Annotated in this window: 23 protein-coding genes, 1 tRNA gene and 3 pseudogenes; 23 read left to right on the top strand and 4 right to left on the bottom strand. The window is 37.5% G+C overall.

Annotated features, from left to right (window positions below):
* From rpsC to DB41_RS02220, 18 genes and pseudogenes are all read left to right on the top strand, one after another.
* The coding region (gene rpsC, locus DB41_RS02135; RefSeq protein WP_039383805.1) for a 30S ribosomal protein S3 at positions 1–469 on the top strand (469 nt) is incomplete at its 5' end.
* Positions 470–471: 2 nt separating this feature from the next.
* On the top strand, positions 472–891 hold the full coding sequence (gene rplP / locus DB41_RS02140; protein WP_039383806.1) for a 50S ribosomal protein L16: 420 nt from the start codon (positions 472–474) through the stop codon (positions 889–891).
* Positions 892–900: 9 nt separating this feature from the next.
* Positions 901–1,101: a 50S ribosomal protein L29 gene (gene rpmC, locus DB41_RS02145; RefSeq protein WP_039383808.1), complete on the top strand. Its 201-nt coding sequence runs from the start codon at positions 901–903 to the stop codon at positions 1,099–1,101.
* 27 nt (positions 1,102–1,128) lie between these two features.
* On the top strand, positions 1,129–1,368 hold the full coding sequence (gene rpsQ, locus DB41_RS02150) for a 30S ribosomal protein S17 (RefSeq protein ID WP_039383809.1): 240 nt from the start codon (positions 1,129–1,131) through the stop codon (positions 1,366–1,368).
* 33 nt (positions 1,369–1,401) lie between these two features.
* Entirely contained in the window at positions 1,402–1,770 is a 369-nt protein-coding gene (gene rplN, locus DB41_RS02155) for a 50S ribosomal protein L14 (protein ID WP_039383811.1), read from the top strand.
* A 15-nt stretch (positions 1,771–1,785) separates the two neighbouring features.
* Positions 1,786–2,145 (top strand): 50S ribosomal protein L24, encoded by a 360-nt coding sequence (gene rplX, locus DB41_RS02160; RefSeq protein ID WP_039383812.1) that lies wholly within the window; start codon positions 1,786–1,788, stop codon positions 2,143–2,145.
* A gap of 8 nt (positions 2,146–2,153) precedes the next feature.
* Positions 2,154–2,712: pseudogene (gene rplE / locus DB41_RS02165) on the top strand (50S ribosomal protein L5).
* A 16-nt stretch (positions 2,713–2,728) separates the two neighbouring features.
* The gene (gene rpsH, locus DB41_RS02170) at positions 2,729–3,133 is read left to right on the top strand and encodes a 30S ribosomal protein S8 (RefSeq protein ID WP_039383816.1); all 405 of its coding nucleotides are present in this window, start codon (positions 2,729–2,731) and stop codon (positions 3,131–3,133) included.
* A gap of 38 nt (positions 3,134–3,171) precedes the next feature.
* The gene (gene rplF / locus DB41_RS02175) at positions 3,172–3,717 is read left to right on the top strand and encodes a 50S ribosomal protein L6 (protein ID WP_039383817.1); all 546 of its coding nucleotides are present in this window, start codon (positions 3,172–3,174) and stop codon (positions 3,715–3,717) included.
* A gap of 31 nt (positions 3,718–3,748) precedes the next feature.
* On the top strand, positions 3,749–4,120 hold the full coding sequence (rplR, locus tag DB41_RS02180) for a 50S ribosomal protein L18 (RefSeq protein WP_039383819.1): 372 nt from the start codon (positions 3,749–3,751) through the stop codon (positions 4,118–4,120).
* Between the two features lie 31 nt (positions 4,121–4,151).
* Positions 4,152–4,652, top strand: coding sequence for a 30S ribosomal protein S5 (gene rpsE, locus DB41_RS02185; protein WP_039383820.1), 501 nt, complete (start codon positions 4,152–4,154; stop codon positions 4,650–4,652).
* Positions 4,649–5,098: a 50S ribosomal protein L15 gene (rplO, locus tag DB41_RS02190; protein WP_039383822.1), complete on the top strand. Its 450-nt coding sequence runs from the start codon at positions 4,649–4,651 to the stop codon at positions 5,096–5,098. The genes rpsE and rplO overlap by 4 nt, the downstream gene beginning before the upstream one ends.
* Before the next feature lie 33 nt (positions 5,099–5,131).
* Positions 5,132–6,506, top strand: a pseudogene (gene secY, locus DB41_RS02195) (preprotein translocase subunit SecY).
* Between the two features lie 159 nt (positions 6,507–6,665).
* The gene (rpsM, locus tag DB41_RS02200; protein WP_039383824.1) at positions 6,666–7,034 is read left to right on the top strand and encodes a 30S ribosomal protein S13; all 369 of its coding nucleotides are present in this window, start codon (positions 6,666–6,668) and stop codon (positions 7,032–7,034) included.
* Between the two features lie 21 nt (positions 7,035–7,055).
* On the top strand, positions 7,056–7,469 hold the full coding sequence (gene rpsK / locus DB41_RS02205; RefSeq protein ID WP_039383825.1) for a 30S ribosomal protein S11: 414 nt from the start codon (positions 7,056–7,058) through the stop codon (positions 7,467–7,469).
* Between the two features lie 39 nt (positions 7,470–7,508).
* Positions 7,509–8,624 carry a DNA-directed RNA polymerase subunit alpha gene (locus DB41_RS02210; protein ID WP_039383827.1) on the top strand — a complete coding sequence of 372 codons (1,116 nt, stop codon included), beginning with the start codon at positions 7,509–7,511 and terminating at the stop codon, positions 8,622–8,624.
* Positions 8,625–8,641: 17 nt separating this feature from the next.
* Positions 8,642–9,070, top strand: coding sequence for a 50S ribosomal protein L17 (gene rplQ / locus DB41_RS02215; RefSeq protein WP_039383828.1), 429 nt, complete (start codon positions 8,642–8,644; stop codon positions 9,068–9,070).
* A gap of 95 nt (positions 9,071–9,165) precedes the next feature.
* Entirely contained in the window at positions 9,166–10,410 is a 1,245-nt protein-coding gene (locus tag DB41_RS02220; protein WP_052243803.1) for a UPF0158 family protein, read from the top strand.
* A 636-nt stretch (positions 10,411–11,046) separates the two neighbouring features.
* On the opposite strand, the gene DB41_RS02225 is transcribed toward DB41_RS02220, so the two are convergent.
* Entirely contained in the window at positions 11,047–13,314 is a 2,268-nt protein-coding gene (locus DB41_RS02225; protein WP_080502356.1) for a tetratricopeptide repeat protein, read from the bottom strand.
* A gap of 26 nt (positions 13,315–13,340) precedes the next feature.
* The gene (locus tag DB41_RS02230; protein ID WP_039383831.1) at positions 13,341–14,546 is read right to left on the bottom strand and encodes a DUF294 nucleotidyltransferase-like domain-containing protein; all 1,206 of its coding nucleotides are present in this window, start codon (positions 14,544–14,546) and stop codon (positions 13,341–13,343) included.
* 241 nt (positions 14,547–14,787) lie between these two features.
* On the opposite strand from DB41_RS02230, the gene gap reads away from it, so the two are divergent.
* From gap to DB41_RS02245, 3 genes are all read left to right on the top strand, one after another.
* Positions 14,788–15,798, top strand: coding sequence for a type I glyceraldehyde-3-phosphate dehydrogenase (gene gap / locus DB41_RS02235; protein WP_039383833.1), 1,011 nt, complete (start codon positions 14,788–14,790; stop codon positions 15,796–15,798).
* An 88-nt stretch (positions 15,799–15,886) separates the two neighbouring features.
* Complete coding sequence (locus DB41_RS02240) at positions 15,887–16,855, top strand: hypothetical protein (RefSeq protein ID WP_052243804.1); 969 nt, start codon at positions 15,887–15,889, stop codon at positions 16,853–16,855.
* Positions 16,856–16,916: 61 nt separating this feature from the next.
* Positions 16,917–16,999: transfer RNA gene (locus DB41_RS02245), tRNA-Leu, on the top strand.
* Between the two features lie 819 nt (positions 17,000–17,818).
* On the opposite strand, the gene DB41_RS02250 is transcribed toward DB41_RS02245, so the two are convergent.
* Both DB41_RS02250 and DB41_RS12020 read right to left on the bottom strand, forming a co-directional pair.
* Positions 17,819–18,067 carry a hypothetical protein gene (locus DB41_RS02250; protein WP_039383842.1) on the bottom strand — a complete coding sequence of 83 codons (249 nt, stop codon included), beginning with the start codon at positions 18,065–18,067 and terminating at the stop codon, positions 17,819–17,821.
* A 24-nt stretch (positions 18,068–18,091) separates the two neighbouring features.
* The gene (locus DB41_RS12020; protein WP_166154606.1) at positions 18,092–18,250 is read right to left on the bottom strand and encodes a DUF6496 domain-containing protein; all 159 of its coding nucleotides are present in this window, start codon (positions 18,248–18,250) and stop codon (positions 18,092–18,094) included.
* A gap of 1,504 nt (positions 18,251–19,754) precedes the next feature.
* On the opposite strand from DB41_RS12020, the gene DB41_RS02255 reads away from it, so the two are divergent.
* The gene (locus DB41_RS02255) at positions 19,755–22,514 is read left to right on the top strand and encodes a tetratricopeptide repeat protein (protein WP_039383835.1); all 2,760 of its coding nucleotides are present in this window, start codon (positions 19,755–19,757) and stop codon (positions 22,512–22,514) included.
* Between the two features lie 681 nt (positions 22,515–23,195).
* Positions 23,196–23,699 (top strand): annotated as a pseudogene (locus tag DB41_RS02265) (histone deacetylase); the annotation flags it as partial.

The following is a 23,699-nucleotide window of genomic DNA, read 5'->3' on the forward strand; positions in this document are numbered from 1 at the left end:
TATGAGCGAAAAAATCGAAGTGACTATTTGCACGGCGCGGCCTGGGATGGTTATTGGTAAAAAAGGTTCTGAAATTGAAGGATTGCGTGGAGAACTCTTTAGACTTACAGGTAAAGAAGTCTGGATTGAAGTAGAAGAAATTAAAAGACCTGATCTTGATGCAAAAATTGTAGCCGATGCCATTGCAAAGCAATTAGAAAGACGAATTCCCTTCAGACGTGCAATGAAGAAAGCTATGCAATCTAGTATTGAAGCTGGTGCTCTAGGAATTAAAGTGCAATGTTCTGGCCGTATAGGTGGAGCAGAAATTGCACGGACAGAATGGTATAAAGAGGGGAGCACTCCTTTACATACACTCCGGGCTGATATTGATTATGCCATGGGGCGTGCAGAAACAACTTATGGTAGTATCGGGGTGAAAGTCTGGATTTACCGTGGTGAAGATAATCAAGTGAAGGAGGGCCAATAGTAATGCCTTTAATGCCTAAGAAAACAAAACACCGCAAAACAATGAAAGGTTCCTGCTCAGGTTTGAGTAAAGGAGCGACCTTTGTTCATTTTGGTGAGTTTGGTATACAAGCTCTAGAACGCGGTTGGCTCACTAATCAGCAAATTGAAGCATGCCGTGTGGCTATTAACCGTTATTTCCAACGTAAAGGAAAAGTTTGGATAAGAATTTTTCCGGATAAACCCGTTACTAAAAAGCCCCAAGAAGTGCGTATGGGTAAAGGTAAAGGGGGACTTGACCATTGGGTAGCGGTTATCAAACCAGGTAGGATACTTTTTGAAGTGGGTAACGTTTCAAAAGAAGAAGCTCAACATGCATTGAGACGTGCTGCAGCTAAAATTGGACTAAAGACACGATTTGTCGAACGTGTTGAACAAGTATAAGGTAGTAAGATGAAAAAAGCTAAAGATTTTAGAGATCAATCGTTAGAAGATTTAGAAGCCAATTGTAAGGATGCACGTAGAGATCTTTTTAACCTTATAAATGAAATGAAGCAATCTAACAAAGTAGAAAAGCCTCATTTAGTACGCCATAAAAAAAGGGAAATAGCCCTCTTGCTGACTGTCATCAACGAAAAAAAGCGGTTAGCATAAATAATATACCAACTTTGAGGTTAGAAGATGGAAGAAAGAGGAAATCGTAAAGAGAAAAAAGGTATTGTAGTCTCTAATAAAATGACTAAGACTTTAGTCGTCAAGATTGAAAGAAGGCTGCGAGATCCTGTATATGGCAAAGTGACTAAAAGAAATAAGAAAGTCTTTGCCCATAATGAAGGGCGGCCTTATGAAATAGGCGAACAGGTTACTATTGTGGAGACAAGGCCACTATCAAAATTAAAAAGATGGCGTGTTGTCGCCTAGCAAATTGCATAATATATTTGGAGTTAGCAACGTATGATTCAACAAGAAACGCAGCTCAAAGTAGCCGACAATTCAGGTGCAAAGCGCGTCAAATGCTTTAAAGTATTGGGTGGTTCTAAACGCCGTTATGCGCATGTGGGTGACATTATCGTTTGCTCAGTACAAGAAGCTGAACCAGAAGGCGGAGCCAAAAAAGGCGATGTAGTAAAAGCAGTTATTGTCAGAACGGCTGCACCTATTAAAAGAGATGATGGAACGGTTTTGAAATTCGATACGAATGCTTGTGTATTGATCGATGACAAAAACAATCCACGTGGTACACGTATTTTTGGACCCGTAGCTCGTGAAGTACGCGATAGAGATTTTCTCAAAATTGCCTCACTGGCACCAGAAGTGATTTAATAAAAGGGCTAGTAAATGACTAAAGTTAAAACACATAAAGCAATCCGTAAAGGCGACAAAGTGATCGCTATCGCGGGCAACTTTAAAGGACAAAAAGGTGAAGTGATTGCACGTTTGGGTGATAAACTCCTGGTGCAAGGGCTTAATCTGCGCAAAAAGCATGTTAAAAAAAGTGAAGCTCATCCCCATGGCGGTATCATTGAACTAGAGAAAGGTATTCATATCTCTAATTTAAAAGTGTTAAATACGGAAGATAACCCTGTTAAACTTAAGGCTCAAAAAAGTGATGAAGGCCATAAGGAATGGGTTTACAAGCAAGATGACAAGCATGTTGTTCATCGTGTTGTTAAAAAAACAAAATCTAAAAAGAGTTGAAAGTTATAATGTCTAGGTTAAAGAAAAATTATCTAGAAAAGGTTAAGCCTGCGCTACAAGAAAAGTTTGGGTATACAAACCCTATGAACATCCCTGGTTTGAAAAAAAATCGTGGTCAATATGGGTATCGCTGAACCTTCAAAAGATAAAAATGCTATTCAAGCTTGTGTTAATGAGTTGACCCTGTTGTCTGGACAAAAGCCGGTAATTACTAAAGCGAAAAAAGCTATTTCAAACTTTAAACTACGTGAAGGCCAACCAATAGGTATTAAGGTCACATTGCGTGGAGTAAGAATGTATGATTTCCTTGATCGTTTATCCAACATCGTGAGCCCACGTATACGTGACTTTAGGGGCTTTCCTACCAAATGTGATGGGCAAGGCAACTATACATTAGGACTTGATGATCAGCAGGTTTTTCCTGAAATTAATCTTGACGAAGTTAAACGTACGCAAGGGATGCACATTACCTTTGTTACAAGCGCCGAATCAGATGCTGAGTGTGTAGAGCTCCTCCGTCTGCTTGGACTCCCTTTTAATAACCTGCCGGTTTCGGTAATAGCTTAAGATAGGAGATGAAATCATGGCAATACCTAGTGATCCCGTAGCCGATTTCCTCACAAGGATTCGCAATGCTGCTAAAGCGGAACATCGTTATGTAGATGTTAGCTGGAGCAAGCTTAAAGAAAACCTTGCGGAGATTCTAAAATTATATGGCTTTATCGAAAATTATTTAGTAAATAAAGACCAAAATCACCGTGGAACTATCAGACTCTTCCTCAAATATGTTGAGGGTCGACAGCCTGTTATCCAAGGACTAAAAAGAGTATCAAAGCCAGGCCTACGAAAATATGTTGGACATGAAGATATTCCACACTTTTATGGTGGATTAGGTCTTTCTATTGTTTCTACTTCGCAAGGATTAATGGCAGGTAACGAAGCTCGTAAAAGACATATCGGTGGCGAATTGCTCTGCCTGGTATGGTAATATTTAGGTATAGTTTGCCCATTAGAAGGAGTTTATAAATGTCTCGTAAAGGAAAAGCACCAATTCCCTTGATAAAAGGTATAGAAGTTAAGCTTGAAGATTCTACCCTAACCGTTAAAGGCCCTAAAGGAACTCTGACCCGCGAAATCATCTCCGGTATTGAGGTGGTCATTGAAAACGATCATCTCCAAGTTAATTTGACCGCAGGGCATGAAAAAATGAGTAATTACCATGGGCTCTATCGATCCCTTATCAATAACATGGTGGTAGGCTTATCGCAAGGTTTTACTAAAAAGTTAGAAATGATCGGTGTAGGTTACAGAGCGGTAGTGCAGGGTCAATTATTAGATTTACAAGTTGGTTATTCACATCCTACTAAATTGACAATACCTGAGGGTTTGCAAGTAGCTGTAGAGAAAAATACGACGATTGTAATTTCAGGTTCTGACCCTCAGCAAATTGGACAGTTTGCTGCACAGGTTCGTGCGATCAGGCCTCCAGAACCCTATCAAGGTAAAGGTATTCGTTATGCAGGCGAGTATGTCCGTAAAAAAGCTGGTAAGTCGGCTTCTGCGAAAAAATAATTGTTAGGTAGAAAGGCTCAATGAGGATCGTATGATTAATATAACCAAAAAAAGACATAAATTACGCATTAAACGTGCATTAAGAGTACGTAAAAAGATTCATGGTACGAGTGAGAAGCCACGTTTATGTGTAGTGAAAACAAATAAGCATATTCAAGTGCAACTTATTGATGATGATAACCATGTTACCATCGGTAGTGCTGCAACTTTTTCAAATGAATTTAAGAATACTGAATTCGCTAGAAAAAATAAACTTTCAGCTGCTAAACTTGGCGAGAAAATTGCGCAAATTGCACAAAAAAATAATATAAAAGAAATCGTCTTCGATAGAGGACCATTCAAGTATCACGGAATTTTAGCCGCCCTTGCTGAAGCAGCAAGATCAGCTGGGCTTCAATTCTAAAACTATTTGGAAAAAATTTAGGATAAACCTAATGGCAAAAAGTAATGACAATCCCAAAAAAGAAAGAACTAATTCTGAATTTAACGAGAAAGTTCTTTATATTAACCGCTGCTCCAAAGTAGTAAAAGGTGGACGCAAGTTTAGCTTCTCAGCTTTAATTCTAGTGGGCGATGGAAAAGGCCGCATTGGTTATGGCTTTGCTAAAGCCAATGAATTAACTGATGCTATTCGTAAAGGTGGAGAGTCTGCTCGCAAGAACATGATCACCTTTGCTAGTGAAGGGACTTCAGTACCTCATGAGGTTTTGGTCAACTGGGATGGCGCTGCTATTTTACTTAAGCCTGCGCCGGCTGGTTCAGGAGTAATTGCTGGATCTAAAGTACGAGCTGTGCTTGAATTAGCAGGTCTTAAAGATGTGATGGCAAAAAGTGTTGGTTCTAACAACCCAATTAATCAGGTACGTGCAACCTTCAAAGCTTTGTCCCAATTGAAAAAACGTGAGCAAATTAAACAGATGAGAGGCCAAGGATGACATCACTCGATAAATTACAAGATGTATCGCGAGAAAGAAAAAAACGCAGACGTGTGGGTAGAGGAATTGGCTCTGGACTTGGCAAAACCTGTGGTCGGGGTGAAAAAGGAGCAGGCTCTCGTTCTGGTTATAAAAGACGCCTAGGCTACGAAGGTGGCCAATTCCGTCTGTTTATGAAGTTACCTATTCGAGGCTTTAGTAACGCACGATTCAGCAATAAATATGAAACTGTCAATCTAGGTCAAATTAACGAGATGTATAGTGACGGTGAAACTGTAAATGCTCAAACACTCGCTGAAAAAGGTTTCGTTCGTGGCAAAATTCGCGGGATAAAAATTTTAGGGGATGGAGAATTGAATAAAAAAGTTAAAATTGAAGTAAAAGCCGTCTCCTCAGCAGCGCAAGAAAAGCTACAAAAAGCAAAAATTGCTATTGAAATTGTTTAGAGATTAAGAGCGCTTACTAAATCGAGGTAGAAGATGTTCAAAGAGCTACAGAAAGTTTTTCAGATTCCAGAGCTAAGAGCAAAAATTCTATTTACAATTTTAATGCTAGCAGTCTACCGTGTAGGGGGATTTATACCCGTCCCTGGAATCAATGGAGAAGTGGCAGTAAGTTTTTTTTAGGCACGCGACGGGCGGGGGACAGAATCTTTTTCAACTCGTCGATATATTTTCGGGAGGAGCATTCTCCCAAATGACAGTGATTGCCTTGGGTGTTATGCCTTATATTTCTGCCTCTATTATTATGCAGCTTGTGGTGGCTCTATGGCCTTCTTTGCAGCGTGAAATTAAAGAAAATGCAGAACAGGGCCGTAGAAAAATTAACAAATATACGCGTGGTTTGACAATCATTTTGTCTATCCTCCAATCGGCGATGTTTGCTAAATATGCCATCCAAATGAATTATAGTCGCCCAGGTATAATTACAGGTGAATTGTTAGATGCTCAGATCTGGGGCATGCCTATCCTATTTTATTTGCTTTTCATTTTCACTATGACCGCAGGAACAGTTCTCTTGATGTGGATAGGAGAGCAGATTACAGAAAGAGGAATTGGCAATGGAATGAGTTTAATTATCACAGTAGGTATTGTTTCGCAATTGCCTACAGCGATTGGGTTGATTATTCAGCAGTTAAACTTAAACTCTCAAGAACCAGGTGCAATGAATTTTACGACCGTCCTCGTGCTTATCGCGATATTTGTTGTAGTAGCATTAGGAACTATATTGGTCATACAAGGACATCGACGCATACCCTTGCAATATGCTAGGCGTGTAGTAGGTAGAAAAGAAGTACAAGGAGGCAACTCCTATATTCCTTTAAAAGTTAATTATGCAGGGGTAATACCAGTAATTTTTGCTTCCTCTTTGCTTATGTTTCCTGCTATAATTGCTACCTTTGCAGGAGCAGGTAATCGATTAAGTGAGATCGCTCAGTGGCTATCTCCAGGAAGTACCCTTTATATCTTATTATTTGTAGGTTTAATTATATTTTTTACCTACTTTTGGACGGCTACTCAATTTAGACCTGATCAGATAGCATCGGATATGAAGAAAAATGGAGCATTTATACCTGGAATAAGACAGGGTAAGCCCACCCAAGATTATTTAGAATCTACTATGAATAAAATTACTCTCATAGGAGCTATTTCTCTGGCTATGATTGCCGTATTACCTACCATAATAGGCCGCTTATTAGGAGTGCCAGCAACGATTAGCTACTTCTTTGGGGGTACAGCTTTGTTGATTCTTGTAGGTGTTGTTTTGGATACAATGAAGCAAATCGAATCCCATTTATTGATGAAGAGATATGAAGGCTTCATGAAGAAAGGTAGAGTAAGAGGAAGAGGATAAAAATAGCATTTGCAAACTAGCTTTACATGTAATCATCTGAACAGTTCAAATAATTACATCCACAGCAAGTCAAACGTTTTCATAAATAAAGCTTTTGCTAATAAAGTGAAAGTATGGTAAATTTTCGAATTCCATTTTTGAAATTTTAGGAGAGATTCAATGCCTAGAGTTATCGGTATAGATATACCGGATAATAAGAGATTAGAAATAGCACTAACCTATATCTACGGAATAGGTCGTAGCTTATCAAACGAGATTATTGAGAAGCTTGGGTTTGATCACAATATGCGTGCTCACAAGCTAACACAAGATGATATAGCACGTATTAACAACTTGCTGCAATCTGAATATATGGTAGAAGGTGATTTACGCCGGCAAGTTCAAAATAACATCAAACGATTAATATCTATTCACTCTTACCGTGGAACTAGACATCGTTCTGGTTTACCTGTTCGAGGACAACGTACAAGAACTAATTCTCGTACACGTAAAGGTAAACGTAAAACTGTTGCTAATAAGAAGAAATAATTTTAAGAGGAGTGCTCTACTTTGTCTAAGCAGTCAGCCACAACAACAACAAAAAAGCCTGTTAAAGCAAAAAAAAGAAGCCATCAGAATGTTCCATCTGGAATTGCCTTTGTGAAGGCGACTTTTAACAATACAATTATTGCTATTACTGACCCTTCGGGTCGCGTCATATCCTGGTCTTCAGCCGGAAAAGTAAACTTTTCAGGTTCTCGTAAGTCTTCAGCGTTCGCAGCGACTGTAGCTGCACAAGATGCAGGCAAAGCAGCTATGTCGTTAGGAATGAAAGAAATTGAAGTTAACCTAAAAGGGCCAGGAGCAGGTCGTGAATCTGCTGTACGCGGTTTGCAAAGCACTGGTTTGTTAATAACTGCTATTCGTGATACCACACCAGTACCACATAACGGGTGCCGTCCTCGTAAACGTAGACGGGTGTAATAAACACTCAGAAATTTTTAATTATTTAGGAGTCGCTTAATGTCTGTCAAATACGGCAAGTTCGAAATGCCCCAAAAAATTTTAGTAGAAGAGGATAAAGACAATTCCAACGTGGCTCGAATCATTGCAGAACCTTTTGAGCGTGGATTTGGTCATACAATTGGAAACTCCATGCGACGTATGATGCTCTCTTCTTTAGAAGCTCCTGCTATTATTGCCTTGCGTATTGAAGGGGTGCCCCATGAATATATGGCCATTGAGGGTGTTATCGAAGATATGACCAATATCGTGCTCAATTTAAAAGGTGCTCTTTTAAGAAAGTTGCCCACGGATGAAAGTTCTTACAGCCGTGATACTCGCATTTTGACATGTGTTTTAGATATTACTCAAGAGGAGCTTGACAAGAATAATGGTCAGTATAAAGTTACTCTAGGTGATATTGTAAAGGATGGTTCATATGAAGTGGTTAATTCGGGACTTCATCTATTCACGGTTACTAAGCCTATGAAACGCCAATTAGATCTGCGTGTGGCTATAGGACGTGGCTATGTACCTTCAGAACGGCATATTATTTATGATAAAACCGCTGATGAAATCCTTTTAGACGCCTCCTTTTCACCTGTACGTATTGTTAACTATTTTGTAGAAAATACGCGCGTAGGTCAGGATACAGATTTTGATCGCTTAATCTTTGAAGTCGTGACAGATGGACGGGTGACTCCTGTAGAAGCAGTTTCATTTGCTTCTCAAATTGGTGTTAAGCATTTCGACGTATTTACAAAAGCCAAATCCCACTCACTTGTGTTTGACGAAGGATTGGGTGATGGAGATAGCGATGCCGATGAAATGATGGAAAAACTTTGCCTTCGTATCGATGAGATTGAGTTATCCGTTAGGTCAACCAATTGCTTGAGTGGAGCAAACATAGATACAATTGCTGAACTTGTATCCATTCCTGAGAGAAAAATGCTTGAGTTTCGAAATTTCGGTAAGAAATCTTTAAATGAAATTAAAGCTAAACTTCATGAAATGAATTTATCTCTTGGCATGGATCTTTCTCGCTATGGTATTACACACGATAATGTGAAAGATAAGATCAAGCATTACAATGAAGACAAAAAAGGTAGAAAAGAATTAGCAAAAGTTGAAGATTAGCAGCTAGGTAATAAGATATGAGACACAGAAAAGATACATGTAAACTAAGCCGTACCAGTTCACATAGACGGTGTATGTTTGCCAATATGTTAAAATCATTGATCGAAAATGAGCGCATCGAAACAACGGTGCCGAAAGCAAAAGCGCTACGTCGTTATGCCGATAAAATGATCACTTTAGCAAAGAAAAACACTTTAGCTACCAGACGTCGTGCAATTAGTGAAATGATGGTTCGTTTCAACGCGTTGACTGACAAAGAAGCACGTGCTGCTCGTAAAGGGGACACAAGTGCCTATAATACAGATAGGCAAGTGATTGATAAACTATTTAGTGTATTAGGGCCACGCTTTGCAAGCAGAGCGGGTGGATATACACGAATCGTAAAAGCTCAACGTCGTGTGGGCGATAATACTCAAATGTGTATTATCGAATATCTTGACAACTAAGAGCCTAATCTAGTTATTATAGAGTTTTAGTATAGAAGATCGCATAATTATGCGATCTTTTTGTATCTATATACATTTTTAAAGGAACGTTGCCCATGAGGAGTAAGACACTCAAAGAAGCTCAAAACCCTCTTATTTTGCGTTGCCATCGACTTATCGAAGGTTTTACAAAGTCCGATGATGAACGTGATTTTTATCTTGACCGCCAAGAGGGCTTTATAATTTATGTAGACCTGGATAAACCTCAGGAAGAGATTGAGGCATTAGAACAGGAATTGCGCCAGAATAGTGAGCGTTACTTTCTTATTCCTAAATTAACTTTTTATGAAACTAAAAAGATTATGGAAGGTTTCGTCAATGAAAAAGTGTATGATATTGATACGAAGGAAAAATTACTAGAAATCATTCAATCTAAAGAAGCTAGAGAAAACTTTCTTGAGTTCATCTACGATCATCTTTCCGAATTAGAAAAATGGCAGCAATTTTACCAAGAAAGATCTCGCATTCGTATTATTGAGTGGTTAAGAAATAACCAGTTTCATTTTGTGTTCGAAGAGGATTTAGATTTACCTAAATCACTTTTAGAAAAGGTTAAACGCCATCTATTTGACACAAAAGTAGGTAAAGATATCTTACAAGCTAGAAAAGCCTTGCTAGCAAAAGCTAAGACCTATTACTCTAATGAAGCTCTAAATCCTCGTCCTAAACGCGGAAGGCCTCCAAAGCAAGCTGTCAAGCAAGAGTTTGAGCCTCAGATTGCTACTGATGTCTATACAACTGTGCCACCTTCTATGCGTTTGTTTTTGTTTACACCTGATTTAACTGCCTCAGCAGTGACCTTCTCTTCTAAATTTGAAAATGAAGGACAGCTTTTAGCAAGCAGGCGTCATCTCCATGATGGCATGGATCAAAATCTTCAGAGTATTAATCAAAAGTTGGCAGCTTTACGCAATTTATCTACTAAATGGTTGGATCAGGATAAAAGCAAGCCAGAGTCTAAAAGGTTTATAGAAATAGCTGATAAGGTAACTATTAATCATTTTGATGGAGAAGAGGAGCTAGAGGGAGAAGATTTTGCCTTCAGCGCCGATAACAATCAAGCAATTAGCAAAGCTATAGATGTGAACGGGACACCCTCGACATCTTCTAAGCCAGCTAAGAAGCCTACTCAGAAGTCTAAAGATAATTCCTCTTCACGCAAAGCTAAAGCTGTAAAAGCTTCTCCTAAGGAGAATAAACCTAAACCGTTAGCTAAGAATAGTAAGATTAAATTAATGGATTCTAAAACAGCTAAAGGTAAACCTAAGCAAAAAATTAAAGCCAATAAGCCTCCGAAATAACCCTGCTCATGGCTAGTGCTCGTGCGGTATGAATAGCCTTTAGCAAGGGAGCAAATGTTTCGGATATCTGATTTTATAAAATTTATGGTTAGTTTAGGCAACATTTTCCTATGATTGCCTATCCGTTTTTATATATTCATCTCTTTCCTCTCTAAATTCTTTACCTCTTCTTGCATAACAATTAGCAGCTTACCCATAAGATTTAGATAGCCCTTGCTCTGCTGCCAGAGGGTTGTATGGTGCTGCTAGAGAAATAATTTAAAACTATCCTCCAAAGAGGAAAATCATGAGAAGAGGCCTTCATTGACGTCCTGCAAAGTTTAGATAAAGGATAGCATCTAATGGGTTTCGTTTAAAATGTTTATAGGGCCACCCTCTTTTTTTCATAGAAAACAAAAAAAGGCTTATTTCTTCCTATTCTTTTTCTTTATTGCTCAGCTCAGTAAAGTAGCTTCTTAAGCATTATACTCCTCCTTCTATTGAATGGGTTTTCATTTATCAAAAGCAGAGGTTCAAGGACACCTTCTTAGATACTTGTTATTTGCCTGATTGCCTGCTTCCTGGTCATGAATGTCAGCTAATTCTATCCTCTCTTTTATTCTCAACTCCTTCTAAGAAGGTTTATTTATGAAAAGATTATTTTTTGTCCTGTACAGATAATTTTTTTTGCTCTTGGTAGATACTCTCTAGATTTTTGTAACTTTCCACTGTCTGGGGATGATTTTTTCCATAAAGCTTAAGGTTAATATCAAGTGCTATATGGGCGTACTTAAGTGCTATGTCTAAATTTTCTTGGGCTTGATAGATCCTTCCCAGATTAGTATAATATACTGCTAGTGTAGGATGATTTTCACCAAAAAGCTTAAGATCAATGTCGATTGCTTGATTGATATACTCAATAGCTTTTACTGAAAGTCCTTGTTTTTCATAGAGGACTCCTAAATTATTATAATTGCATGCCACAGTAGGATGGTCTTTGCCAAAAAACTTAAGGTCGATGACGAGTGCTTGATTGGCACACTCAATGGCTTTTTCTAAATTGCCTCGAGCTAAATAGATTCCTCCTAGATTGTTGTAATTTATTGCCACTGTAGGATGATTTTCCCCGAAAAGCTTAAGCTTAATATCGAGTGCTTCATTGATATATTCAAAAGCTTTTTCTAAATTACCTTGCTCCTCGTAGATTTCTCCTAGATTGTTGAGGGCTATTGCCACTTTGGGATGATTTTTTTCATAAAGCTTAATATTAATGGCGAGCGCCTTATTGGCATACTTAAGGGCATTTTCTAAATTTCCTTGCTTTTGATAGAGAAGTCCTAGGTTGTTATAATTAGCAGTAAGAAAGGGATGATTTTCGCCGAAAAGGTTAAGGTTAATGGCAAGCGCTTTGTTAATATACTCTTCCGCCTTGTCTAAATTGCCTTGGTCTAAGTAGACGCTTCCCAAGTTTTGGTAATCTATTGCTACAGATGGTTGATTTTCACCTCCCAGCTTGAAGTTAATTGCGAGGGCTTTGTTAATAAGCTGAATGGCCTTTTCTAAATCTCCTTGTTTCTGATAGATTTGCCCCATATGGTTGTAAAGACCCGCGACAGTCGGATTGTTTTCGCCTAGAAGTTTAAGGTTAATCTGAAGGGCTTTATCGGTATAATTAAAAGCTTCTTTTAAATTTCCTTGGTTCTCATAAATAAGCCCTAGGTTATTATAAGTTATAGCCACTGTGGGATGATTTTTATCATAAAGCTTAAGTTGAATTTTAATTGTTTTATCAGCATACTTATGGGCTTTTTTTAAGTTTCCTAGGCCCTGATAAATGAGGCTCAAATTGTTATAACAGGTAGCTACATGCGGATGGTTTTTACCGTAAAGCTTAAAATTGATGGCAAGAGCATGACGGATAAATTCAGTTGCTTTTTTTAAATTTCCTTTATCTTTGTATAGCATTCCTAAATTATTGTAGTCTTTTGCCACCATTGAATGATTTTCACCAAAAAGCTTATGATCTATTGCAAGGGCTTGATCAAGAGATTCACTTGCTTTTTCTAAATTCCCTTGTTCTTGGTAGACTAAACCAAGGCTATTATAGCTATTTGCTACATAGGAATGATTTTTACCATACAGATTAATATTAATTTGGAGTGCTTGATTACCATACTCAGCTGCTTTCGCTAAATTTCCTTGGGCATAGTAGATCATTAACAAGTTATTATAAACTGTTGCCGCCTCGGGGCAGTTATTACCGCCGTGCTTAATAGCAATAGCGAGTGACGCGTGGGTATATTTAGCAGCTTTTTCTAAATTTCCTTGGTTCTCGTAGATAAGCCCAAGAGCTGTTAAGGCATAAGTGTTTTCCGAGTTTTCTTGTATAGCTTTAAGGTAACACTTTTTTGCCTCTTCTTGTTGAAATATTCTTCTGGCTATGTCTCCCTGGATCTGGGGCGAGTCATCATCTAAAGAGGAAGAGGTAAGTCTCTCTTCATGACCTGAGAAAAACTCTTGAATAGCCTGACGGAAGGGAATAAAAGTATGATAAATCTTTTTTATTTTTTCTAAGGCCTTATGATCTAAAGCAAACTGCTTTTGGATAAGGGTAGGCTCATCAAACTTAAAGGGTCTGATTAATGGGTTCATCATCTCTCGCTGGGCTTGATAATGAGAATAGGTTTTAAGGCGCATAAATAGCGCTATACTCATCCACTCTTTTATTTTTTCTCTTGCGCTAACTGTTAAAGTCTTTAGCTTGTGTAGTTGATCGATTCTTGCAAATGTGTTAGGAGCTGTTACCCCTCTAAGAAGAGCTAAACGATCCAATGCTAAATGAGGAAAGCGATAGAAATCATCTTTGACTTTAAAAAGCATGCCCTCCCTACTTAAATCGCCCATTCCTGGATCGAATGTATTCATATCTGCTAAAAACAAATGAAATTTAGCTAAGTACTGACGCAGAGTAAGGCCTTTTTGGCAAGGAGCATTAAGTTTTTTTGAACATTTTCATTATACTGCTCAGTTAATTCGCGACTACCTTGAAGGTGAGCAAAATTTAAAAGTTCCATGGGAAGATGTGGCTCTCTTTCATGCCACCACTGATTTTCATTATCTTTACTAATATATTGAGCCATCTTCTCTGGAGTTTGGATAAGCTCAAATGTCTTGCCATTCCCCAAAGGAGTTTTGCAGCCTTTTCCTTCAACTCCTGCCCCATCAAAGGCAAAGCCTCGCGGCGTAATGTCATCAAAAAAATTGATGGCTTTTAAGCAAGGAATATTTAAAGCAGGTAGGATCGTTTCGCCTAAGTTGATCACTTTCAAGTGAAGAAGAGTGGTTAGACGTCTGAAATAATCTCTATTAATAGGATTATCTTCTTGGATAAGAATGCCAAACTCTAGATCGGAGTAAGGGGTCATCTCTTCTCTAGCTAGTGAACCAAAGCCTATCATAGAGTATTTACAAGGAGGAGACCCTAAGGTATCTAGGCTTTGTGCCACAATATGTTCAAAAAAGGTTTTTATTCCTTGAGCTATTTTATGATAGAGCTCCATTACTTCTTGAGAAGAAGGGGTTTCCGGCAATTCTTGAATTTTTGCCTCTATTTCCGTCCTAAATTCTTTTAATGTCTTACGGTTGCTTTCAAATTGATCTTCTATTGTGGCTGACCCTACACTTCTGCCTTTACATTCTCTAACAAGTAAATCTTGAATTTTTGATAACTTTTCTTTAAGAACTTTTTGTTTGCCTTCTAGGGGATGAGATAGAAAATGCCTATGCAAAGCATAATTATAAAGCCCTGCCGCTTGCAGAAAAGCTTCGGAGGTCCCTTTTTGCACATAAACATCCCCGAGTTTTTCTATGTAAAAGGCTTCTTGAATAAGGTCTTTCTTCCGAATAGCATGTTTTAAAGCTAAGGTATAGGCTTTTTCTTTAGCTAAAAAACTGCTTTCAATTAATTGTTTCCACTCTTTACAAACCAATTGTGTTCGGCATAAATCCTGTAGCCCTAGTTCTTTAAATATTTTTAAAGCGATTTCTGCGTAAACTGTAGTATTCCTTATAGAATCTTTAGATTGTTTTTCTTGGTTCTCAAAGGCAGGAAAAATTAAAGGGTGAATGTGAAAAGTTCCTGATGAAAGCTGATGCATAATCTTATCCATTTGTTAACAAATTATATCATTTCAGGTTTATTGTTAATTTATGAATAGAATATATATAAAAGTATATATTTTTTAAAGCAAAGTTATTAAAAAGTTAATAAAAATGGTAATAAAAAGAATTGATTTATACAAACGCGCTTGAACTTTTGCTAAGATTATTTCCTTTACTTTCTCCTTAAGTCTCATCTATGATAAAAAGGATGATTATGACTTTTTAAGGAATCTAGCTATGTCCCTAAAAATTGCCATTAATGGATTTGGCCGCATTGGTCGTTTGGTTTTTCGCTTAATTAGTGAAAGAAATGATATGCAAGTGGTAGCCATTAATGATGTTGTTTCTCCCAGCAATTTGGCTTATTTATTAAAATATGATACAGTACATGGTAAATTTAAAGGGGAAATTAAAGAGGAAGGAGAATATCTTCTCTTTAATGGAAAAAAAATACGAGTTATCGCTGAAAAAGATCCTCAAAAGCTTCCTTGGAAAGATCTTCAAGTAGATTATGTGTTAGAATCAACAGGTTTATTTACTTCTTTTGATGAGGCAGGTAAGCATTTAAAATCAGGAGCTAAGAGAGTTTTAATATCAGCACCTGCGAAAGGAGAGGGAATCGCTACTATCGTTTTAGGTGTTAATGAAGAAAAATATAATCCAGCAAATGACAAAATTGTGTCAAATGCTTCTTGTACGACTAATTGTTTAGCACCTATTACTAAAGTGTTGCTAGAGAATTTTGGAATTGAAGAAGGTCTAATGACGACTGTGCATGCTATGACAGCTACACAGCCTACCGTTGATGGACCCTCTCATAAAGATTTAAGGGGAGGCAGGGCTGCTAGTCAGAATATTATACCTTCTTCGACTGGAGCTGCAAAAGCTGTAGCTTTATGCCTTCCTCAAGTGAAAGGAAAACTTACGGGTATGGCATTGAGAGTCCCTGTGGTGGATGTCTCTATTGTCGATCTAACCGTGAGACTGAGCAAACCAACTAGTTATGAATCAATATGCCAAGAGATGCAGAAAGCCTCAGAAGGGTACATGAAAGGCATCTTAGGCTATTGTGATGAACCGGTTGTGTCAAGTGATTTTATTGGAAGCAGATACTCTTCAATATTTGACAAAGATGCAGGCATAGCTCTCAACGATACCTTCTATAAAATTGTGGCTTGGTATGATAACGAGATGGGGTATGCTTGTAGATGTGTTGAGCTTTTAGCCTATATGGCTTCGAAAGAGTAATATTAACATATAGTTAAGTAGTTGCTTCTTAAGTAGACTTCTTTGAAAGTCTAATATATATGCAAATTTAAACAGGATTGAATTAATTGTGGATTTTACTCGAGAACCTATTATTGAAACCGTTATTACGCCTAAGGAAGGGTGCAAAATTGTTGTTCGCAATAGCAAAAATGTGGGACAAGAAGAATACTTCGTAGATGCTTTAGAAGTCGTTTCTTTCGGTACTGCTATTTTTTTTCGCTCCTTAGAAAAGCCAAAATCTTTTCTTGTGCCCGCAAACGACTATGAGATTTTAGAAGTGCGGGAAGCACGCATGGTACTTAAAAATGTGGGCTTGGAGCGTTCTATCAAGATAGGAGGAGGACGTGAGACTAAGGCCGTGAAGGAAATGCCTATAGATAAAATGGATCCAGCGGCTATGGAGGAATCTAACGTTATTGCAGAAGAGCAAACTGCTGCTAATGACAATCGGGCAGAAAAAAAACGTGATCGTAGACGACAGCAAAGGCGCCGCCGAGGCCGAGAGGAGCAAATTAAAGAAGATCTAGGAGGCACTGAAGCTATATCATCATTAGAAGATGTAGGGCAACTAGATGTAGCTTCTTCATTAGAGGGAAAAGTAGCAGGAGAGGGTCAGCCCCTAGCGCAGCCTACAGTTCCTTTCATGAGTGGATTATTGCCTCCTCCTCCGACACTAATTTCAGAGACCATTGGAAAGTACAAAGAAAACATACTTTTTAAAAATGCTTTCTATACGCGAGAAGAGACTAAAGAAGATGATGAAGTTCAAGTTCTTCATAGCATCACTGAGGAATTTGAAGGAGAGAGTGAAGAAGTTGAAGAGTTTTTTAAAGAAGAGCAAAGTGAGTTACCTCCTATTATAGAGCCTGCTCCAGAAGTTAAGCCCTTGTCTTCTGAGGAACAAAATAGTTCTTTTCATTCTTTTTGGGACGACCTTGGTGAGCCTACTTCTTCTCCTCTACCTTTGACCGAAACAAATGAAATAAAAGAGCCTCTAAAAGAGGAGCCTTCTAGCCCTCAGGAACAAAAAGAATAAATAATTGCGACATTTGGCTTGCTATTAAAGTCAAATGTCGTTATCTTAGCGCTTACCTTTTGCTCGGATGGTGAAATGGTAGACACAAGGGACTTAAAATCCCTCGGGAGCAATCCTGTGTCGGTTCGAGTCCGACTCCGAGCATTTTTTTAATTCAGACCCCTCTCTAGTTTTCCCTCTTTAGCTTCTTTTCGTCATCTCGCTTGCTCTGTAGCCATTAAGTCTATGCTAACATTCCACCATGTCTTTAGTTAGCTTTTATCCAAGTTGCTTTTATAAGCATGGTTTTAGAAGGCGCAGAAAGAGTATTCTTTTAAAACTGTGGGAGTGATAAGCTTTATGATATTAAAACAATGCACAATAGCTAAGCAATTGATCATCAGTTACTAAAGATAAAGCGCCAGTACCCTATGACCATTTGATAGAAATAAAAGAGCTAATAGATTCCTCCCAACTAAGAAGTCTTTGGCCTATGTAGAAAACTATAAAGGATCGCTCTTTATCTATCACAAAAGATTTGAAAAAAACTCCCATTAATCTCCCTTAACAGCAACTATCCTTATAGCTCCATAGAAAAGATTATTTTCAATTAGGTCATCTGCTTTTTTATAGAGATATTTTGAAATAAGGATAGCTTTCTCAATCATTTAGTTGCGTAGTGAGCTATTTAAAACTGTAGTGTCATCCGTCATGGTTGGTGACCCAGGGTCACCAACCATGACGGATGACATGTAGCATAGAAAATTTGAAATTTTTCAATGAGATAGGAAAATAAGAATTGTTTTCTTGAAAAGTGGGTTGAGAGTAGCAGACACTTTTTTAGTCCATTGGCTCGATGCTTTTTAAAACTTTAACCTCAATTTTTTAAACTCAATTGAGGTATGCTTAAAAAAGTATTTAAGAAATAAGAAACTTTGGTAGAGAAATAATAAAGTTACCTCTACCAAAGTTAGTCATACAAATTTATCGACTTACAGCTTTTTTTCTAGCCGCAGTCGTCGTTTTCTTCACTACAGCTTTTTTTACTATAGGCTTTTTTGCAACAGGTTTTTTAACTGTTGCCTTAGCAACAATCTTAGGTGCCGTTTTCTTTACAGTTAATGTTTTTTTAGCCACCGCTGTTTTAGCAACTGGCTTCTTTGCAGCAGGCTTTTTTTCTGCTGTTTTTTTAGCCGTTGTTTTATTAGCGGCTGGTTTTTTTATTGCTGCCATCTATGTTCTCCTTATATTTGACAGTTATTTAGTATTTTTTCCTTTTTTAGGAATTTTTGCACCAGATCTTCTGGCCTCATTTAAAGCAATTGCCACCGCTTGTTTCTGTGGCTTGCCATGATGTACTTCTGTGCGGATGTTTTCACTGATTGTTTTACGGCTTGTACCTTTTTTTAAGGGCATAAAAGGCCTCCTTCATTTTTTCTTACTAATAAAAATATATTTATCAAAGTTTTGCGATTATATATAGCAATTTTTTTATTTTCTTCTAAAAGTCTACTTTATAGATAGACAAGAAGCTTTTAAGGATGCATGTAGGCTGTGTTTTTAATCTAAATTTTTTTACCTCCCTTTGGGCTTAGATTTCAAAATAACTTTTAATTTGTAAAAAAATGATTGATAGGTTCGAATGTTTAGTCTTTATAAAATTGCCTTGCAAGATTAAAGAGCTAATTTTAGAAAACTTAATGCTCATTAGGCCTTCTGCTTTTTTAACAATTGATTTGCTGAATTTTTAATGGATAAAGGTCAGCTAGCGGATAGGCTATATATGATTTTTTAATTAGACCCATGGTTGCCCTTCTAATTTTTAGCAGTTTTATAAGGGTAGTAAGCTATAAACAATTCGCCCCGCACACCTTTCAGGCTTTTTCTACAGCTTAATAAAAAAGCTACTTGTATCTCTTTATTTGAGCCTGCTCTTAGCAAAGTTGTTTTTCCTTTATATGCTCTTGTAATAATTAGATTGATTATTATAGTTTTTAGCAACCTCAAAGTTAGAGAAAATAGACAGGAAATCTTTAGAAGTAAATGATATAGGTCCTGGTATGAAGCTTTGCTGTCTTATCAGAAGCTTATTTAGCGTGCGTGTCCTACCACAGTATGTCCTCCTTATTATGCAAAGCTATAAAACTTTTTAAGAAGCGTAGAGGGGAGGATGAGGCCTTTTCGCGGAAGCATTCCTTTACCCGATCTTTAAAGTAACTCATTTTTAAGTAGACATGTTTGAAAAAGAAATAGTATTGCTCTTTTCTCCTATACCTAATGAAAAGCTATATGAAGCGACAAGGTAATAGAGCGTATAGGCCTGCAAGGAAATAGAACTGATTTATCAAAGGCAAGTAGGTTTATAGGAAGATTTATCTTATGTGCAGAAAGCGCATGCATTTAACCTTAAGTATGATAAAGGAAACTGCCACCTACAACCATTGATTACGGCAATTTAAAAAAAATCTTTCTTCATTTAGGAAATCTGAATAAGTTGACTACCGATTTTATTAAAGTACTTACAGTTGAACTTTACATCTGGCTAATGATGTTTCAGGAGGTGTGGCCTACTAATGAACATTAAAAATTTATTGCATTCTTAAGCAATCACAAGGGTGATGCCCAGCTTTAGGTATCATTCTGCGAGCATTTGCAGGGCCAAAAATGCTTGCAAATAGCTGTTTTTCTATTTACTGTACTGCTGGTCTTCATTAGCTCCTTAGCAGCAAGAATTTAAGCAGTTGTGCTCTCTTGGCCAATTATTTTCATGAAATTTTGTGAGGTTTTTTAATCGATAACTCAGAGAGTTTAGTATATTAATTTGGTTGATCAAATATTAGTATTTAAATATAATGGCTGTTTTATTGTTAATTAATTGATTCTGTTAAAAACAATCTTATAATCTAAGGGGTTTAATAATATGTCAGTGTCTTCTTCTAGATCAGCATCTTCGCTAAGTAAAAGCCTTTATCCTAAAATAGGAGGTTCTTTATCTGCACGGGCAGCAACTAAACCTACTTCCTCTGCTCTTTTTCATTCTACCTCGATCCCTGTGACTTTAAAAAGCCTGCGGATAAGTCATCCATTGGTACCAGCCGTTAGCTATGGTAGAATGTCCAAATATGCTATTTCACGAGGCCATTTTAACCAGAAGAGCTGTTTTCCTTGGCCTAAAGGCAAACGCTTTTATAGTAAAAAGCTAAATGTTAAGCCCCAGCCGAGTTCTTCTAAAGTGTTTAGAGAATTAAAGAAGCTGCATATGGAAATAAAAGGTAGAAGTGATAAAAATGGGCCAGGAGAAACTTTTCAAACTTTTATAAGCAAAGGATGGCAAGGCTTTAAAAATAAGACTCCTTTTGAAAAGTTTAAAAAGTTATTGTGGATACCAGCTAGCGGGATAGCGTCTAAATACCTCTATTCACTTGCCGTTGATCACCTAAAAAAATCATTAAAAGTAGAAGTTAATCCTGTTAGTGTGCCAGAGGAAATTTTGTTTCACAAAGAAGCGTGGGTGCAGACAAAAAATATTGATAAATTAGATCGAACTTTTAGCTCCCAGCAATCTACTCCTCAAAAGCTGACGATTACAGGAATAGGTGGCTCAGGAAAAACCGTTTTAGCTAAGCAATATATAGAGCAGTATGAACAAAAAATGAAAGGACAACAGGATAAGATAAGTACTCCATTCTTTGGAGATATGCAAGATATGGAAAGCTTTTTTGAATCTTATAGGAAATTTGCGGTAGAACTAGGCGTTAATGTACCTTTGAAAGCGCAAAAAGAAACGATTATTAATGAAGTCAATAAGATGCTTGCCCAAAGGCCTGATTGGCTTTTTGTTATTGATAACGTAAATTCTAATAATTACGAAGATTTACAAGCTTTTCTTCCTCAAGATTCTAAGGGTAAGATTTTAATGGTGAGTCGCGAGAAGCTAAATAAAGTGAAAAACTTTGATATGCAAGTAAATCATCTTAGCGAAGATGAGGCCTTAGAGATTTTCCATCTCAATCTTGGCAAAGATCATTGGGCTCTTAACCAAGCCAACAACTCAAAACGTGATCTTGCAGCGCAGCTTTCTTATTTACCATTAGCCTTGAAGCAAGCGGCCCTTTACTTAAAAGCGGCTGAACCCTCTGCTTCGTTTGATTCTATAGTAAGCGCTTATAGTGACAAACTAAGGAACTTGATGGGGATATCTAAAGAAGGTTCTATGCATTCAGCTGATGCTAGCCAAGGGTTAAAAGCCGTGCTACTTTTAAGCATAGAAGCATGTGAAAAACAAAGAAGTGAAGCGAAAGTGCTCTTTACTATTCTTCCTTTCCTGAACCCTCATTTAATAGAAGAACCTCTTCTGAAACTTTGGTGTAAAAGTCAGGTAAAGAGTTCTAAGTCTCTGACTTCTTTATTGGATGTAATGGAAGGCTACGGCTTGATAGTTAGAAAGGCGGCTGAAGGGTGGGAAATTCATTCTTCCTTGCAAGAGTTGCTTCTTGAGAAAATGAATAAAGAAGGAAAAAAAGCCGAACAGGTTTTAAAAGACTTTTTGGGTATGCTTAAGGACAATTATAGCCTGAATATGAGCTCCAAAGATAGCTACTACCAAACAAAAGCTATTGAAAACCAATGGAGATTTCTTTCAAAATCTGCAACAGACCATCAAGTAACCGATGAATTAAAACATTACTTTGCGCATGTTTGCAATGTACTTGGTAATTACCATTTGCAATCTAATAATTTCTTTGAAGCTCGCCAGGCCTTTGAGAAAAGCTTAGAGCTTGCAGGGCTGCAGCTTAAAGACCAAGAAGCTGAAGAAATCTGCAAAATTTTAAAAGACCATCCAGAGCTTCCCGCGCTTTACTCTCAAACGCTCCATTATCTAGGTATTATCCATTTTCACGCGCGAGAATGGGAGCAAGCTGAAAGGTATTTTAATAAAGCCATTGACATTCAAAAAGAAGTGGCGAAAAACGCTGATGTCTATATAAACCCAAATCCTGTAGACCTTTTAATTTTCCAAAGGCAAGGGCCAGGTTGGCTTCTTTTAGAAGGGAATAAAGACGATTTGTTAAAAGCAGAAAAGCTTTATTTAGATTTATTTCAAGAAAAAAGATTTGCACCGCTAGGAAAAGAGCAAGACATAACTAACGAAAGGTATTGCAATCTTCAATTAGGTAGAGTTTATCTTAAACTAGCACAGGCAGCTTCTAAAGAAGATGAAGCCGTAATGTATTATCAAAAAGCTTTAGAAAGGCTTGAAAAAGGTGGGCTTGAACAGGGCACATCTTTCCAAGGAGCCATTCGAATGAGGGAATCGGGGCACAGAAAGGCGGGAGAAATTTATCTGGTATTAGGGGAGCTTTTCTTAGATAAAAATTGTCCTTTTAAAGATTTGGAAAAAGCAAAAAACTGTTTTAAAAAAGCCGTAGAGCTGTCTGAGGCCGATTTAAGAATTTGTGCTAAATCTAACTACTATCTTACTAAGCTTTATTGGGAAAAAGGCCGTTTGGATAAAGCTTTTAAAGCTAACACACGTTCTATTCAATTATATAACCAAGTAGGAGGCAAAGGGCTAACCAAGCTCCCAATCCCTGCGCTTAGCGAAGCAGAAAAAATAAAAGAAACTTTGATAGCCGAGATTAAAGGAGCTTTTAGAAACGATGCTGCCTTAATTGGTTAAGAACGATGGACTCTTATATTTAAAATAAATTGTTTAAGGATTTTTAACAAAGTAAAGAGAGGGATGGGCTCCAAGCTGCCATCGTCCGTCAAGTACCCTAGCCATTTGTATATCATATGGCTAAGCCGGAGTTGTTTATCGGAAAGAAGGCATCGCGCGGTGATGGTATCATAAAAAAGTACCATCACCCTTCTGATTGCAAGAGCAGCAAGGGATATAAGCCAAGCCTTGTAAAGTAGTGGGAATATATGGAGGTGTCTTTAAAAGATAATTAAAGCATCCTTTGATGCATCCTTAATCAAAAACTTAAATTTTAACCTATCTAATAAATAGAGGTTTTTCTACTTGTATCTTGTATGTTGATAGGCAAAAAAAGGCGCTTTGGCTCCTTTTGAAAAAAGTTAAAAGGTAGGAGAAAAAAATTAATCTCTAAGTCCATAAACTTAAAAATAATGAGTTAATAGTAAAAGCGAGAGATGACTTTAAAGGAAACAAACTTACAAGCTTGAGCTTTCATTTTGAAAAGGTTAGGAGAAATTTTGGCTTAAATTTTTACTCCTTCCTATCTTGAAAAAAATTTTAAGCAAGCAATGAAAAGTCATTTTTTATAAGTTTATTTTATGCTACTTTCTATACATATAATTTTTTATCTTTTAATTTTCTAATCGCTTGCAGGACTGTATGTTATCTACGGTTATTGTAGAAGACTTTCTTTTTGCTCAGCATCTCACAGGGCCTAGTCACCCTGAATCTCCTTTTAGGTTTAAAGTAAGTAGATATGCTTTACAAAATCAAGGTCTATTAAAAAGAGGTGGTATTCTGCGGCCTCGCTTAGCAAAAGAAAGTGAACTTTTGCTGTGCCATACCCCTTGCTATCTACAGGAAGTGCAAGATAATGTTCAGCAATGTATCTATAGCGGCCTTAAAGATGGCTCTTTTCAACTATCTACAGGAGATGTGCAAATGTGTCCTGCATCTGAAAAGATTGCACGCTATGCGGTGGGCGCTGTATTAAATGCTGTAGATAGCGTTATGCTTGCCCAGGCACGTAATGCTTTTTGTCTTGTACGCCCGCCAGGACATCATGCCTGTATGGATAAGGGCATGGGCTTTTGCCTATATAACAATGTTGCCATCGGCGCGCGATATGCTTGCCAGAGATACGGGTTGAGAAAAGTTTTAATT

This window comes from Neochlamydia sp. TUME1 (genome assembly GCF_000813645.1).
Taxonomy (GTDB): domain Bacteria; phylum Chlamydiota; class Chlamydiia; order Chlamydiales; family Parachlamydiaceae; genus Neochlamydia.